Origin of the sequence: Lysinibacillus sp. BPa_S21, assembly GCF_023337795.1 — a bacterium.
GTDB lineage: Bacteria > Bacillota > Bacilli > Bacillales_A > Planococcaceae > Lysinibacillus.
Map to the genome: position 1 here is coordinate 79,259 of NZ_JALIRS010000001.1, position 15,955 is coordinate 95,213.

Here is a 15,955-nt window from a genome sequence, read left to right on the forward strand (position 1 = left end):
ATAAAGCCATAATATACAAAATTTTCGAAAATATGATAAACTAATAGCGTGAAAAGGAGGAGGATTGCACATGACTGTACAACAATTTACTGACTATGTGAAAAAAATGCAGCATTATGAAGAAGCGCTAAGCGTGATTTATTGGGACATGCGAACGGGTGCGCCAAAGAAGGGGTTAGCTCAACGTTCAGAAGTAGTTGGCACATTATCTGCCTCCTTATTTGATATGCAAACTAGTGAAGAGTTAGGGGAATTACTAACGGATCTAGAGGGACAAAAGGCAGATCTCGATTATGTTACGTTGCGTTTAGTAGAAAAAGTACGTAAAGAGTATGATCAAAATAAAAAAATCCCTGCTGATGAATATAAGGAATTCGTCATTCTACAATCTAAAGCAGAAACAGCATGGGAAGAAGCAAAGGCAACCAATAATTTTGCGTTATTCCTACCTTATTTAGAGAAGATTATAAGCTGTCAGAAGAAATTCATTCAATATTGGGGCATTAAAAATGGTTCTCCATATAATACATTACTAGATTTATATGAACCGGATATGACGACTGATGTATTAGATCAAGTTTTTGGTGAATTGCGTGAAACGATCGTTTCTCTTGTGCAAAAAATTGCAGCTTCACCAAATAAACCAGATACTAGCATTTTATTTAAACATTTCCCTCGGGAATCTCAGCGTTCATTAGCATTAGAAATGTTAGCACAACTTGGCTATGATTTTGATGCAGGTCGCTTAGACGAAAGTGTACATCCATTTATGATTGGCTTGAATCATGGAGATAATCGTATTACAACGAAGTATGATGAAAATGATTTCCGCTCAGCAATTTTTGGAACAATCCATGAGTGTGGGCATGCCATGTACGAACAAAATATCGATGAAAAGCTTGATGGTTTACCGTTAGCAACTGGGACATCTATGGGGATACATGAATCTCAATCATTGTTTTATGAAAATTTTGTAGGTAGGAACGAAAAGTTCTGGGCGTATAACTACGAGCAACTACAAAAGTATTCTCCTGAACAATTTGGTGATATAGCTTTAACGGATTTCCTTCGAGCAATTAATATGGTGGAGCCATCGTTTATTCGCATTGAAGCAGATGAGTTAACATATCCACTACATATTATGATACGCTATGAAATTGAACGTGATCTATTCAATGGCGATCTTCAAGCAAAGGATCTTCCGCAAGTATGGAATGATAAATACGAGGAATATTTAGGTATTCGTCCTAAGACGGATGCACAAGGGGTACTTCAAGATATGCACTGGTCAGGGGGCATGTTTGGCTATTTCCCATCCTATGCTTTAGGAATGATGTATGCTGCACAATGGAAACATGCGATGGATAAAGATATTCCAAACTTTGATGAGCTATTAGAAAAGGGAGAGCTTCTTCCAATTCGCGAGTGGTTAACAGACAAAGTCCATCAATATGGTGCGCTGAAAAAGCCGTTCGAATTGCTACAGGAGGCGACGGGGGAAGGCTTAAACGCGAAATATTTAGCAAACTATTTACAAGAAAAATATACGAAGTTGTATCAGCTCTAAAGGATAAAGCGATTTCTCTACTACAGGAATTACAGTATTTGGGATTATCCAAAACCATATTTTCTCAAATAGATTAACGTCCGCGTTAAGTGGTCAAGCACCTACTGGTATGGATTTAAGTGATCCGAGTGTTATCCTAACATCTGAAACTCGAAACTTCATTCCTGTAGAGGTTCTCGATAAAATGCAAGAAGCGCTTACTATTTCAATTGCTCATACTTTTGCTTGGGCGATAATCCCAGCTGCTATTGCGCTAATTATGGTATTTGCCATGGGTAAAGAGCAATTCGATCCTGCTTCTGAAATGGAAACGTACAATCACGATGCATCACATTAATATATGAGCCTTTGTTTCACAAATTATCAAAATGTGGCCTTACGAAACGTGTTTTTAAAATATTTCATATTCGAAATAGCAATAAAGATTGATGGTAGTCGTATGAAAAGCAATTGAGATTGCGGAATTTAAGCATACAAAAATAGAAAAAGGGGAGCTCGCTAAAAAATATTTCAAAAAAATGTTCGGTGGGCAAAAAGTGAGCCATCATGCTAATTTTGCAGATGCCTTTACTAAGAGACAGGGACAAACTCCTCCTCTGATACCAAAAAGCCGGTGAAATTTTACGACTTGTAAAATTTCACCGGCTTTCTATTTTTCGTAATAAACACTCGAACCGTTTATACGAAGTACGAGTTGTCCTGCCTTTCATCCACGTATGGTGCTTAAACTGATTTTATGGGTCTATACGCAAGTGGAAACAAAGCTTTCAGAAAAAACGAACGCCGCAAAATTGATGTGGAATCATTTCACTTGATTTTCTGTCCTAGGAAAATTGAAGGTAGAAACGAAATAGGTCTTGCATTTATGGCTGTGAATTTGAGGAAATTTACGGTCATTCACTAAGAAATGTAAGCTGATATAGAGGAAAATCAAAAAAGTGAAATTAAGCACACTCAATTTCACTTTTTTGATATTAGAAGCTAGTTTTGTTCTAGCCTCTTTTTATTAAGATGCAAAACATTGTTACCAAAGCTTAAAGCCTTTTGAGCCTGGAGGTGAATTTGAAATAATATCGATAATTGGGATAGTATAAGCAAATAAAATTAAGGCTACTAAAATAACAAGCCATACTTTAAAGTTCTCTAAGATAGCTGGTGTCGTACCACCGTTTTCATGTACTTCACCAACTGGGAACTCCTCTTCGCCTTTTGGTGCAAACCATGCTAATTTCACCACAATATAAAGTATGATAATGATAGCGATGAATAGGATTGTACCACCGACAGCTTGAGCAATTTGATAAGGAATCCAATCATAAGCTTGTTGAGCACCACCATACTCAGAGTAATCAGATCGACGAGGTGCACCGATCAGACCGGCGATGTGCATAGCGGAAGACATAATTGTCATACCAGTAGCCCATAATATAGCGGCAAAATTACCAAGATTGTTTAAGGATTTTGTCAGTGTACGACCTGTTAAATATGGAATTAACCAAAATGCCGCACCAAAATAAGTTAATACTGCTGTTGTTGCAATCGTTAAATGGAAATGTCCTGTAACCCAAATGGTATTATGGATTAATTGGTTCATTTGGTAAGAAGCATTGATGATACCGCCTGCGCCACCAGGAATAAATGCTAACATACCGATAAATGGCACAAAGAAACGAGCATCTTTCCATGGTAATTTTTTAAACCAGCCGAAAAGTCCTTTCCCACCTAATTCACGACCACGTAATTCAAACATGGCAAACATTGAGAAGGCAGTCATTAAGGATGGTACGATTACGGCAAATGTTAATACAACTTGTATGAATTTCCATGTACCATCAATACCTGGCTCTGTCAATTGGTGATGGATCCCAACTGGTACAGAGAAAATTAAAAATAGCATAAATGAAAGTCTTGCTAACGAATCAGAGAAAATTTTTCCGCCAATAACCTTTGGAATAATGACATACCACACCATGTAAGCTGGTAATAACCAGAAATACACAAGAGCATGCCCAAAATACCAGAACAAAGTACGGGATAGTGCGACATCAACACGTTCTATAAAGCCTAAGGACCATGGAAGTAGCTGGAATAGAACAGAAGCAGCTACACCTAGCGTTGCTACGAACCACATTAAATTATTGACAACAACCATAAATGAAAGTAAAGGGCTTCGTTGTCCACTTCCTTTGTTTTCTTTACGCCACTGTGCATATCGCAAAATTTGGCCAGAGCCGCCAACCCAAGAACCAACCACGACTAATGTAAGGCCTAGATAAAATATCCAATGAGCTTTCAGTGGAGCATAGAACGTATATAAAACAGATGCCTCATTAAGTAGAACCATTGTTGCAGCTGCTGCTGTACCGATAGTCATTAGCCAGAAGCCAATCCAGCCAAGGCGACGTTGACCATTTGAAAAAGTCCCTGACGTACGACTAACACTGGCAATTTGGAAACCAAAAATAAAGAATGTTGTTAAAATAAGACCGAGTAAAATACCGTGTACAGTTAAAACTTGATAGTAACCAATGCCTGCTGGTAATGTAAATTGACCAGAACGAACGAAAACTTGTAATAAACCTGCAAGACCCCCTAATAACAATGCAAAGAATGCCACGTAAATATGCGCCATTGCTAGCTTCGCATCACGACGATCCACTTTTGCCAAATTATTATTTAGACGCATTTGGATCCACCACCTTTAGCATAGAGTGCATCATCGTATGTCCTGTACCACAGTATTCATTACATACGATTAAATACTCTCCTACTTTATTTACTTCTGTTACATATTCAGAAATGTAACCTGGTTCAAGCATCATATTAATATTTGTACCGGCAACTTCAAAACCGTGCATTACATCTGCACTTGTTGCGATAAATTTTACCTTAGCTCCAAGTGGAACTTCAATTTCTGGAGGATTGTAATTAAACGCTGATGCTAAAACAACCACTTCATAATCCCAGTCCTTACCTTTTACTTTATGGACACCAGGATTATCGAACGGGGCAAATTCTGTTACTTTCTCATAATCTAGTGTTTTTTTACCATTGTTCGGATGTGAGCCTTGATGGAATGCACCGATGCCTAAAATGATAAGGAATGCTACTAAAGTAGCAACTCCAAACACAAGCCAATATTTCTCATACTTATGTAAGTGCATATGTCTCTGTCCTTTCTTAGTAGAATCAATTATGCCTCGGCATAATTGCGTAAGAAGTTAAAAACGATTGATGAACAAATCGAAGCAGTATGCCCAAAGTAAGATAATAATGATTCCTACCCCGAATACCGCATAGAGTGAACCTTTTAAGTTTTCATCTGACTTTTTTTTATTTGCCATTTTTGCTCCTCCTACGCTTTTATTGTGTCTTTCTTATTGCCATGATATATAAATAAATTTCTTTTTGATGTGAAAAAAATCACACATCTTGGCGAAAAATGTGAAAAAAATGTGAAAAAATGAGGAGTGAATAAAAAATAACCATCTCAATAGTCATTGAGATGGTTATTTTTGGGTTAAAATCGGAGTAAATTTTATCAAAATCTATTATTTTTCAAGAAATTTTACTATTAGGATTTTAGACCCGAGTCTTATGGGGCATAGTCTGTTCATTAAAGAGAATGACAAAGGATAATCATAAAAGCATGATGTATTGGCATAGGATATATCAATTGGAACAGTCCGATATGCTAGAACTCTATTCTTCTTCGATTGTTAAAAGAACTGTTAGTGGACCAATGTTTGGAATTGAAACAGGGAGTACAAATGCCTTGTCAAAGCCATATAACTTTGTGTTACCAACCATTACTGTTGGCGGTGTGATATCGATTTCTAAGCTTTCTTGTCCAACGGTAGTACATAAATTTCCTGCAATCATATTGCCGAATTCCCCCGTAAAGGATTCCAACATTTCTCCCTCAAGAGGCATACCGAACATTGTATTGCCGATGCCACTAAATATTTCAGGAGAGGAATCAATGATTACACGACCCTTTAAATCTCCTATTAAACCAATTAATACACCCATTTGCTGTTGTTGAAAAGGTTCAGAAATAATACTAGGCGTTTTCACCTCAATATCCATAGGCAGGATCGATTTTAAAGCGTGAATTGTCCCGTTTAAAATAGTTTGAAAGTACTTCGAATTACTCATCTTTACCGCATCCTTTTTCCGACTTTTCTACATCTTACCATGTTAAAAGGGTAAGATGAAAGTATGTCTTGACGAATTAATGGGAAATTTATATTATATTAATGAGAATGATTTTCAAAATCAGTGAGATAGACACTTATGTCTATTTTTAAATAATATTTTTATAAAAAAGGAGCGGTTAGCAATGACATTCGTATTTATTGGAGCGGCAGTGGTTATCTATATTGGAGTAGGAAAACACGTCATGAAACAGGCGACTGCACATTTAAAATAAGAAGATATCAAAAACGACAATTTTCATACTAGTAAAGCATGGTCCGAGTAATTTTGAGATCATGCTTTTTTTTAGATGGAGGAGTTGTTTGTTTTTTCAGAAAAATACTGTGAAAGAGAATTGTTTTTTTGTAGTATGGTTAATGAAGTATTGAAATATAAAAGAATACTAAGGCTAGAGCTAATGAATAAAAAACGGATGGGCAATCAAGCTACGTCCTCTAGAAATGTAGGTGGATAAAATGACAAAAATATTATTAACAGGGTTTGTCCCATTTCTTGACTATAAAATTAATCCAACGATGAAAATTGTAGAAAAGTTAAATGGAGAAATAATGGATGGCTATGAAATTACAGGACGTATTTTATCAGTAGATTTTCAACAATCTGCTCAGCAGCTGAAACAATATATAGCTGAGATAAAGCCTCAAATTATTATTTCATTAGGACTAGCTGGAGGTCGCTTCAAAATAACACCAGAGCGAATTGCGATTAATATTAAGGATGGGGAAGCAGATAATATTGGTTATACACCTGTAGATGAGAGCATTTATGATGATGGTGTAGATGCCTATATGACGAATTTACCTATTAGAAATATGGTAAATCGATTATGCAAAGAAGGGTTTCCAGCGGAAATTTCCAATACGGCAGGTACCTATTTATGTAATAATATTATGTACGAAGGACTACTTTACGCGAAGCAACATAAAGAGGTCCGTGCTGGATTTATTCATATTCCTGCGTCATTTGATTTGGCGATTCAGCATGGAAAAATTCCGGGATGGAATATCCAAGATTTAATAACTGGTATTAGGCTCTGTATCGAGGAGGCTATTCGTGTTTCCTCCTGCGATGTGGATTAGCCAAGGCCCACATGTACTGGATTATGCCACAAAAATTATGAGTGAAAGTGTCAAATGGAATAAATAAAAAAGTAGAATGGATGCCATGAAACGTAAATCATCATTTTTAGGCATCCATTTTTAGTTATTTAATGTCGATTCATCTATTTATGAAACAATTAATAGGAAAGTAGTTTAATTAGATCACAACATACTCCAAATTATTGATCTCTTTAAAGTGTAGTTACTAATTCTACAGCCTCAATAATAATTGGTGTTCCGGCAGGTAAAGTTCCAGTAACTGTATGAAACGTTAATTCTGTTGCAGAAACGGTATAAGAACCACCTTCCTGTAACACACCATTTATATATAAATTGTAGTAGCCGTTTGTGACGATTGGAAAAGTAGTTGCTTCAATACCGCTATCATTTAAAAAGGTAGTAGCGGCAACTGTTGTACGATCAGTGATCGTTAATGGTGTAGCTAAAACATTAAAAAATCTCGTTGAAGTACCTGTAACATTTACATGAATATTAATAATAGAAAGTGCCACCTTATGTTCACCCCCTTTCAGGTTTGTTTCTTACTTTATAGAAAAACCTAAGGATTCTATGATGATTGGAGTACCTTCATAAATTGTTGAATTATCTGGACTTAAGGCTAATGAGGATGGCGTTAAAGTATAAATTCCACCTTCTTGCATGACGGCATTGATATAAAGATTAACGTAGCCATTCGGATTAAAAATGATAAATTCAGTTATTTGGTTCCCATGATCATCCCAAAATTGGATAGCGGGTAGAGTCGCCCCATTAGTCAAATTAATATCTGATGTTGCAATATAGAAATATCTATTTACTGTTGGGATGATATTTCCACTAGGTTCAACGACTGGAGGAGGGTCTACCGAAGGAATGGTACTAGCTTTTATACGAGGCCAAATAAACCGGTCATCACATGCACATTCACATTCTTGCTCGATTTTTCGGTGATTCCTAAAGTTCACCATTTTTTATCACTCCCTTTAATTATTGTTTCCCTCCCGTGTAGTATGGTAACCTCATGTCTAAATTTTAAAAACTTAGTTTTCCTTACCTTAAACTATGAAGAAAATTATTATTTGCATAGTTGCACATCCATTTTGAAAGAGAAAATAGTAGTTTTTTAGAAAAATATTAGAACTTCACAACAAATTGATGATGAGCGTAAAAATGCTTTGTTTTTGATTAAACAGGACAATATGGATGAATATGGCGTCTGAAACCCTGATATCTGTGCTTTTCAAAGTAAATTAGTGTTATACTTTGCTTGTCGAATAAGGTAGAATATTATTTATGACTATCTTCATTCAGAAAAACTACCACCTCTGTAGTGGTAAAATGAATGCGGATATAGTTCTTTTCCAAACATTACAAATGATGGCCACCGGCGGATGTCACGGATTTTTAAAGGAGTGAATTGTGGTCGCACAATTCAAAATCCGGACTCAATTACACCAAGGCGAAATTGATTAATATGAAAAAAGGGGTTACTGGTTTTATGAAAGATTTTGAACAACAGTTGGAGGCGCTATTAAAGCAAGCCTCGTTACAATACATAATTTATCAGCATAATGGTGATACAGAGCGTATGGATAAGACATCACTTTTTGCCCGTAAAATACAGCAAAAAGAATATGTCATAGGCTTTGCTGGCCATTTCTCTGCTGGTAAGTCAAGTATGATTAACGCGCTATCAGGTGAAGATTTACTTGCGTCAAGCCCTATTCCAACGAGTGCCAATATCGTCAAAGTCCATAAATCAGATGAAGACTTTGCGATTGTCTATATGCACAATGAAAAGCCTGTAAAGTTTGAAGCAGGCTATGATTTTAAAACAGTGAAAGAACTAAGTAAAAATGGGGATTTAGTGTCACAAATTGAAATTGGTCATAGTACATCGACATTACCACTAGGTGTCACAGTTATGGATACGCCAGGTGTCGACTCGACAGATGATGCTCACCGTATGTCAACAGAGTCAGCCCTCCATATTGCTGATATTGTATTTTATACAATGGACTACAATCACGTTCAATCGGAATTGAATTTTCAATTTACAAAGCAATTAATGAAGTACAATCCAAACGTTTATTTAATCGTAAACATGATTGATAAGCACAATGAAAATGAGTTAAGCTTTGAGGAATTTAAAGCAACAGTTCACAATTCCTTCGCGGCTTGGGGTGTAGTACCAAAGGGAGTATTTTTCACTTCATTAAGAGAGCCTGAGCATCCTAATAACGATTTTAAAGCTGTCAAGAAAATTGTTATGGATAGTATGAATGATTGGCAGGATCAACTTGTACAGACTGCATCAAATACGCTGCGTTTATTACAAAGCGAGCATGACACTTATTTAACAGAAGAAAGACAAGATCGTTTAGACATCGATGAAGATGTATTAAGTGCCGATGACTGGGCAAACCATAAAGATATTTTAGAGCAGTACAATAAGTTAAATCGTCAAGTTGAATTGTTCTCAATTGAGGCATGGAATGAAACGTTCGAAGAGCAACGTAAAGAACTTCTTGCGAATGCTGCCATTATGCCAGCTGATTTACGCGATAAATTACGTCTGTATTTAGAGAGTCAGCAGGAAGGTTTCAAGGTAGGGGGCTTATTTACTGCTAAGAAAAAAACCGAGGAAGAGCGTAATCGTCGTCAAGAGGATGCTTATAGTGCCTATCAAAATGTGGCGCATGCACAGATTACTGGACATTTAAAAGGGCTAATGAAAAAGGTCTTAAAGGATGTTGGTGCATTAAATGAAGAACGTGCTAAGGCTATTGATGACTACGCCTTTGAATTACCATTCTCACTGATTGAGCAGCAAGTACAGGTTGGCGCACTGTTAACGGGAGATGCAGTATTGAATTTTGCCAACCGTGTGGCAGAGGCGACAAAACGCTACTATATTCAAGAAACAGATAATTGGAAGGATGCACAAGCAACAACTTTAGAAGCAGTAGCTACTGAAACAGCTGCTCCATCTAAATTAAAAATGGCCGGTATGCAAGAGAAAGTTGATGCCATTCAAGCAGTGCTTGAAATCGAAGGCTATCAGCAATATAGTGCAAGTATTATGCACCAGGCAAGCAATGAAATCCGTCAACTAGCAAATCAACAGCTGACAAATTGGGATCATGCCTTTAAGCGAGATTTAGCAGATATTCGATTATTTGATGAAACGATGTTAAAGCCAAAAGAGGAAGCGTTACAACAGGAAGAGGCCCAGCAAGCTGTTAGTGCAACGAGTCTTCCTATTGAAGGTGTAGTTAAGCGTGCCCTTCATACGGCAAATGCTGTAAAAGATGTACAAGGCTTTGCGGAAGTAGCAACTTATTTAGAAAATAAAGTACAACGATTACAGAAAAAGGATTTCACAATTGCCCTGTTTGGTGCATTTAGTGCAGGGAAATCCTCGTTCTCAAATGCGTTAATGGGTGCCAAAGTTTTACCTGTATCACCAAACCCTACAACAGCGGCTATTAATAAAATTCGACCTGTGTCACCAGAGCATCCTCATGAAACAGCAGATGTACAGTTAAAAACAGCTGATCAAATGCTAGAGGATATTCAAGCTTCGTACGCTGCAATTGGTTTATCGGTTTCTTCTTTAGAAGAGGCATTAAATCGTGCAGATGAGGGACTTGCGGTACAGCTTTCTGACGAACGTTTAAATGTGCATAAATCATTTATTCGTGCATATAAAGAAGGATTCCCAACATTTAAGTCTGAGCTTGGAAAAGTATTACGTGTTAACCGTGAAGAGTTTGAAAAATTTGTTGCACAAGAAAATAAATCCTGCTTTGTCGATAATATTGATTTTTATTACGATAGTCCGTTAACACGCATGGGTGTAACACTTGTTGACACACCAGGAGCAGATTCTATTAATGCACGTCATACAGGTGTTGCGTTTGAATATATTCGTAATGCCGATGCAATCTTGTTTATAACTTATTATAATCACGCTTTTGCTAAAGCTGACCGTGAGTTTTTAATCCAGCTAGGGCGTGTGAAGGACGCCTTCGAACTTGATAAGATGTTCTTTATCGTTAATGCTATTGATTTAGCGACAACAGAAGAAGAGCAGGAAGATGTAAAAGGCTATGTGCGTTCAGAGCTACAACGCTTTGGCATTCGCTTCCCTCGACTTTACGGTGTGTCAAGCTTAATGGCCTTAAAAGAAAAAGTAGAGGGTACTGATTTAACATCAGGTATGCCACCGTTCGAAGATGCCTTCCACACATTCTTAAATGATGAATTAAGTGCATTGGCTGTTCAGGCACTTGCAGAGGAAGTCGATAAAACGGAGCAACGTTTAGGTGACTTAATTGCGCAGACAGAAGAGAACTTAAAGCGTAAGGATGAGCGTTTAGAGGAATTGACAACTTTAGAACAGCATATAAAATCGAAATTCAATGCGCTGAATACAAGTATGCTGGAAAGTGAAACGAAGCAAGAGCTTGATGAATTACTGTATTATGTTCTTCAGCGTGTGTATTATCGTTACCCAGAGTTCTTTAAGGAAGGCTATAATCCTTCGACATTTGCAGCAATGCCAGCTCAGCAAGCATTAGAGCATGCTTTAAAGGAAGTAATGCAAAGTTTACGCTTTGACTTTACACAAGAAATGCGTGTAACAAACTTCCGTTTATCACAGTTTATTAGTAAAAAGATGCAACTGCGTTTTAAAGATGAAGTACGTGAGCTAAAAGAATTAAACCGTAGCTTCTCATTCTTAGCGTTTGAATCTTCTGAGCCAGATTTACTTGATTTTGAAGGGCCATTTACAGATATCGCAAAATATTCAAGTGTGAAATCATACTTCCGCAATCAAAAGGCATTCTTTGAGAAGAATGAAAAAACGAAGCTAAGTGAGGCGTTAGAGGTATTAACAAAACCAGATGCGCAAAATTATTTAGATTCTCAGAAAGTATCACTCATGACATGGGCGATTACCTATATTGCTGAGGAAGCGGAGAAATTACGTTTGCATATTTATCATCAGGCTCTTGAACAGATTGCTACAGAAAGACTTGCACTTCAGGAAGAAAGCCGTTTAGCTTCTTGGAAAGCTATTTATGATCAATTACAATACGTATGAGGTGATTCATTTGGGAAAAGTATTCAAATCAGTTGAGGAAATTCAGTTAGATGGAGTCCGTTTCGTAGATGCTCGTTTTGATTTACAAAAAAAAGAGGCTGGTTATAAGTTATTTGAAGAGGGACATGCACCAGGAGCGATTTATATCGATCTAGAGCAAGACCTATCAGATATGGGGTCCAGCGATGGCCGCCATCCTATGCCGAATAAGGAAAAGCTATCGGCAACGTTTCAAGGATTAGGATTAACTTATGAGGATCAAATTGTCGTTTACGATCAAGGGGCTGCACCATTCGCACCTCGTGCTTGGTGGATGCTGACATATGCCGGCTTTCCAAATGTAGTGATTGTAAATGGTGGTGCACCTGCTCTTGAGGAAAAAATAACTTTCACAAAAGACATCATAAAATACCCACCGACTACGATTGAATTTGTTTGGCGTGATGAACTTTATGCGCCCCGTGAAGCAGTTAAAGCCATTGTTGATGGGGTAGTAGATGCAACGTTGCTAGATGCACGTGCCGCAGCTCGCTACCGTGGTGACGTGGAGCCTTTAGATAAGGTAGCTGGTCATATTCCAACAGCGAAAAACTTTGACTGGGAGCAATTAAAGTCAGATGGCCATTTGCAAGCCAATGATGAGTTGCGCAGTAAGGTTGCTCGTGATGAACGTGTTGTTGTATATTGTGGCAGCGGTGTTACAGCATCACCATTGTATGCAGTGTTAGCAGATGAAGGTTACGAAAATATTCAACTGTATGTAGGCAGCTTTAGTGACTGGATTACGCAATATGATGTAGAAAAAGGGACAAATGAATAAATCCATTCAATAAGAACACTCACTTAAGTTAACTAGTTCTGTTTTGAAGTACAAAACTAAAGGGTACTGCCATTCGCAGTACCTTTTTTGTACAACATGGTTTGATAGTTCGTGAATCGAAATTTACGAATTATTTAGTTTCTCTATCAATTAGATGTTTATCTAAATCTCCATTTGTACTTTCATATCTTGCAGTGACTTTCCAACCAAATAGGTTATGTTGGATTATCACGTTTGATGTCGTATTAATAACATCTGAACCATTTGTTCTTAATAACAAATAATAAGCATTAGAAATATCTGTTTCAACAACATTTCTTCATCCCGAGTTGAAAAGAAAGTCGAATATTGAAAAATTTATGATCACGATTGAAAATAAATTAATCAATAATTTTTTATACTAATTTTTAATGCAGCCCCTCCTCTTTTTCTAGAAACTAATACGACACCCCACAGAAAGTACCTGCATTGTTCGTTACTTTAATAAAACGACTCCCCAATAAAGAAAACTCATAGTAAGAAAAACAAACGCAAATGTAGCTATTGCTTTTGGTAATTTACGATAAAAGTATAGTAATGCCAATCCTATGAGTATGTGAATGAAAGCAAAAAGAATAAGACTCATTTACCTCACCTCTTGTCTAAATCATACCATTTTCTGTAATAGGAATTAATTCCTTCTTTCACTAACCTTGGCCTTAGTAGAATATAGTTCCTTGTCATTTATAATAATTATGTATTCGCTTCGTTATATTTCTATAATGAAACTTTATGTATGTGATTTGATAAACCAATTCGTATGAAAAAAGTAAATAGCCATATTATAGTGTTTTTTAAAGTTTTGTACTGGAAAACAGTACGATCCAAATAACATAAGGACTTCGACTCCTTTAAATTATTTGCTAATATTAAAGCCAAATTTGGAATTTTAAGGTCTAATAAGTATAGGGGGTGAGCTAGTGCAGGAAATACTCGTCCAACGAGCAAAAGAGGGGGATGCAGAGGCGTTCGCACAGTTATTTTCACAGTTTGAAATAGACTTATATAAAATGGCGTATGTATACGTAGGCAATGAGGCTGATGCACTTGATGTTGTGCAGGAGGTCGCTTACCGCAGCTTTAAATACATACATTCATTACAGAGCGTCACTTATGTAAAAACATGGTTAATGAGGATTGTCATTAATTGTGCATCAGATTTGCTAAAAAAGCGAGGGCAGAACAGGCCTTTTGAGGCGGAGTTAGAAATAGGTGAAGAGTCACTAGAGGAGCTCCCAGAAAAATGGGCGTTGGAAGATGTCATGGCAAAGCTCACAAAAGAGGAAAAAGACGTAATTTTACTTCGATTTTATCATGATTATACTTTGTCTCAAGTGGCTCAGGTTTTGCAGCTAAAATTAGGAACTACGAAAACCATTTTGTATCGTGCATTAAAAAAATTAAAGCAAGCGCTTGAACAGGAGGTGCAAGAATGAACGACTTTAAAAAGCAGTTGGATCGAATTGATATCCCGAAATCGTTGCATAAGCGTAGCCTAAAAGGAATTAAACGAGCGAAAAATGAGCAACAAAAGCATAAGCGCTGGATGCCTAAAATATTGACAGTTACTGTGACAATCGCAGCTGGAGGCTTTATAGCTTTAGGAGTAGGAAAGCAGGATACACGACAACAGCAGTCGAGCAGTTTATTAGATGAAAGTCTATCTTCACCTATTGTGCATTGGTGCATAGCAATCTTCCTAATGATTATGACTATTTTAGTTGTGATAATAGCAATTCGAAAAGGGATCGATAAAAAGTTGAGTATAGCTATGGGCTTCATTATGACACTATTGCTCGGTAATAGTACAGTCTATTTGCAAAATCAATTACCAAAACCAATTACGGTCCCACTTGTGCAAGACTTTTTTTATAGCAATGAGAACTTTGACTTTACAATCCATTATATTACAAATAAAAGTGATCGGCGTTTTGTGAAATATTTACAGGCTGATAATCTTACTTTGCAAGCAAAGTATTATGGCAATAGCGAAAATAAAGGAATTTCATATTATCCCGTAGATGTCACAAATGACAGTTCGCATCAGTTTATGCGCGCAGCTTATTTTGTTGGGAATAGAGAAGAGATACAGACCCTTATTAACAGTAAAGAAGTGTTTCTAGTGCTTGATGATGGTGAAAAGTTGCCGACACTTTTGCAAATGGATTTTGACCATCCAGAAAAAGTGCAAGTGGACTTTCTAGGGACATCTGGTGGTAATGATGAAATGGCGATTTTTGTTATGATGCAGGATGTTGTGCTGGATGCAGTAAATATACCTGAAGTATTAAAGCATAGTGTCAGTTTTACGGACATTAAAGTCAATGAAATTGCCTATACGGAAAAGGATTTTCCTATTGCTGTGAAAAAGGGACAGAGAGTAATAATTACATTTCAAACTAGTGAGGCAGGAATGGATGTACGTGCGAAGGTTGGTGTTAGTGGTAGAGATGGAATGTTACCAAAATGGATAAATAGAGAAGCTTCATTCAATATTCCAAAAATACGAGAGGAGATTGAGAGGCATGATTAATTTTGCGGAAAAGCAACGGCAATTGAACTTGTTAAAGTGGCTAACGATCGCTCTATCCTTAAAACTAGTATTTTTAAATGTCTATCCATATGCCTTTTATGTGCAGCAATTATTGATTTACCTAGCATTTATGAAGAGTTTGTCTTATTTTAAAGGTCAATCATTGGTCAAAAAATATATTTTCATTGGAATCATACTTTTAATTGCAAATATTGTAGCATCAAATTTGCTATCAATTACATGGCACTTAGTTTTAACAGTAAGTGTTGATTTACTCATTATCTTAGAATTCGGCAAAATTTTAGTAGAAATTGAGAGACAAAATAATTTGCTAGGATCTACTGCAAGAATTATGAAACAATATATGTGGATTGTACTTTGCGTCACAGCTAGCTGGACTTTTCTTATGAATAGTGAATATGATGTAATAGTCTCTCTATTAATAGTAGGAGCTGTTTTGATATTCATCGTTAATGTACGTTTACTTTTCCATTTGCGTAGCTTGAAAAAGAATATTAAATCTAAGATGAGGGTTGTGATGAATTCGTAAAATGACTGGTTATTCATT

At 36.7% G+C, this 15,955-nt stretch carries 14 protein-coding genes; 8 read left to right on the forward strand and 6 right to left on the reverse strand.

Annotated elements, in window-relative coordinates:
• Positions 1-70: 70 nt before the first annotated feature.
• On the forward strand, positions 71-1,567 hold the full coding sequence (locus MOK21_RS00385; protein WP_249071737.1) for a carboxypeptidase M32: 1,497 nt from the start codon (positions 71-73) through the stop codon (positions 1,565-1,567).
• A gap of 184 nt (positions 1,568-1,751) precedes the next feature.
• Complete coding sequence (locus tag MOK21_RS00390) at positions 1,752-1,904, forward strand: hypothetical protein (RefSeq protein ID WP_249071739.1); 153 nt, start codon at positions 1,752-1,754, stop codon at positions 1,902-1,904.
• Positions 1,905-2,591: 687 nt separating this feature from the next.
• Here MOK21_RS00390 and MOK21_RS00395 read toward each other — a convergent pair.
• The 4 genes from MOK21_RS00395 to MOK21_RS00405 form a co-directional block, all read right to left on the reverse strand.
• Positions 2,592-4,253 carry a b(o/a)3-type cytochrome-c oxidase subunit 1 gene (locus MOK21_RS00395; protein WP_249071741.1) on the reverse strand — a complete coding sequence of 554 codons (1,662 nt, stop codon included), beginning with the start codon at positions 4,251-4,253 and terminating at the stop codon, positions 2,592-2,594.
• Entirely contained in the window at positions 4,240-4,731 is a 492-nt protein-coding gene (locus tag MOK21_RS00400) for a cupredoxin domain-containing protein (RefSeq protein WP_249071743.1), read from the reverse strand. Before MOK21_RS00400 ends, MOK21_RS00395 begins: the two co-directional genes overlap by 14 nt.
• 57 nt (positions 4,732-4,788) lie before the next feature.
• A complete protein-coding gene (locus MOK21_RS23660) occupies positions 4,789-4,911 on the reverse strand; it encodes a hypothetical protein (protein ID WP_255349996.1) in 123 nt (40 codons plus the stop codon).
• A 358-nt stretch (positions 4,912-5,269) separates the two neighbouring features.
• Positions 5,270-5,725, reverse strand: a complete 456-nt coding sequence (locus MOK21_RS00405) for a chemotaxis protein CheX (RefSeq protein WP_249071744.1) — start codon at positions 5,723-5,725, stop codon at positions 5,270-5,272.
• A gap of 515 nt (positions 5,726-6,240) precedes the next feature.
• Here MOK21_RS00405 and MOK21_RS00410 point away from each other — a divergent pair.
• The gene (locus tag MOK21_RS00410; RefSeq protein ID WP_249071747.1) at positions 6,241-6,864 is read left to right on the forward strand and encodes a pyroglutamyl-peptidase I; all 624 of its coding nucleotides are present in this window, start codon (positions 6,241-6,243) and stop codon (positions 6,862-6,864) included.
• A 212-nt stretch (positions 6,865-7,076) separates the two neighbouring features.
• Here the strand turns inward: MOK21_RS00410 and MOK21_RS00415 are convergent, their stop codons facing one another.
• Together MOK21_RS00415 and MOK21_RS00420 are read right to left on the reverse strand one after the other, a co-directional pair.
• On the reverse strand, positions 7,077-7,397 hold the full coding sequence (locus MOK21_RS00415; RefSeq protein ID WP_249071750.1) for a DUF4183 domain-containing protein: 321 nt from the start codon (positions 7,395-7,397) through the stop codon (positions 7,077-7,079).
• A gap of 30 nt (positions 7,398-7,427) precedes the next feature.
• Positions 7,428-7,853, reverse strand: a complete 426-nt coding sequence (locus MOK21_RS00420; RefSeq protein WP_249071751.1) for a DUF4183 domain-containing protein — start codon at positions 7,851-7,853, stop codon at positions 7,428-7,430.
• Between the two features lie 530 nt (positions 7,854-8,383).
• On the opposite strand from MOK21_RS00420, the gene MOK21_RS00425 reads away from it, so the two are divergent.
• The 5 genes from MOK21_RS00425 (at position 8,384) to MOK21_RS00445 (ending at position 15,937) form a co-directional block, all read left to right on the forward strand.
• Positions 8,384-11,995: a dynamin family protein gene (locus MOK21_RS00425; protein WP_249071753.1), complete on the forward strand. Its 3,612-nt coding sequence runs from the start codon at positions 8,384-8,386 to the stop codon at positions 11,993-11,995.
• A gap of 10 nt (positions 11,996-12,005) precedes the next feature.
• Positions 12,006-12,815 carry a sulfurtransferase gene (locus tag MOK21_RS00430; RefSeq protein WP_249071755.1) on the forward strand — a complete coding sequence of 270 codons (810 nt, stop codon included), beginning with the start codon at positions 12,006-12,008 and terminating at the stop codon, positions 12,813-12,815.
• A gap of 959 nt (positions 12,816-13,774) precedes the next feature.
• Complete coding sequence (locus tag MOK21_RS00435; protein ID WP_249071757.1) at positions 13,775-14,290, forward strand: sigma-70 family RNA polymerase sigma factor; 516 nt, start codon at positions 13,775-13,777, stop codon at positions 14,288-14,290.
• Positions 14,287-15,387, forward strand: coding sequence for a hypothetical protein (locus MOK21_RS00440; protein ID WP_249071759.1), 1,101 nt, complete (start codon positions 14,287-14,289; stop codon positions 15,385-15,387). The genes MOK21_RS00435 and MOK21_RS00440 overlap by 4 nt, the downstream gene beginning before the upstream one ends.
• Positions 15,380-15,937 carry a hypothetical protein gene (locus tag MOK21_RS00445; RefSeq protein ID WP_249071762.1) on the forward strand — a complete coding sequence of 186 codons (558 nt, stop codon included), beginning with the start codon at positions 15,380-15,382 and terminating at the stop codon, positions 15,935-15,937. Before MOK21_RS00440 ends, MOK21_RS00445 begins: the two co-directional genes overlap by 8 nt.
• Positions 15,938-15,955: the final 18 nt, after the last annotated feature.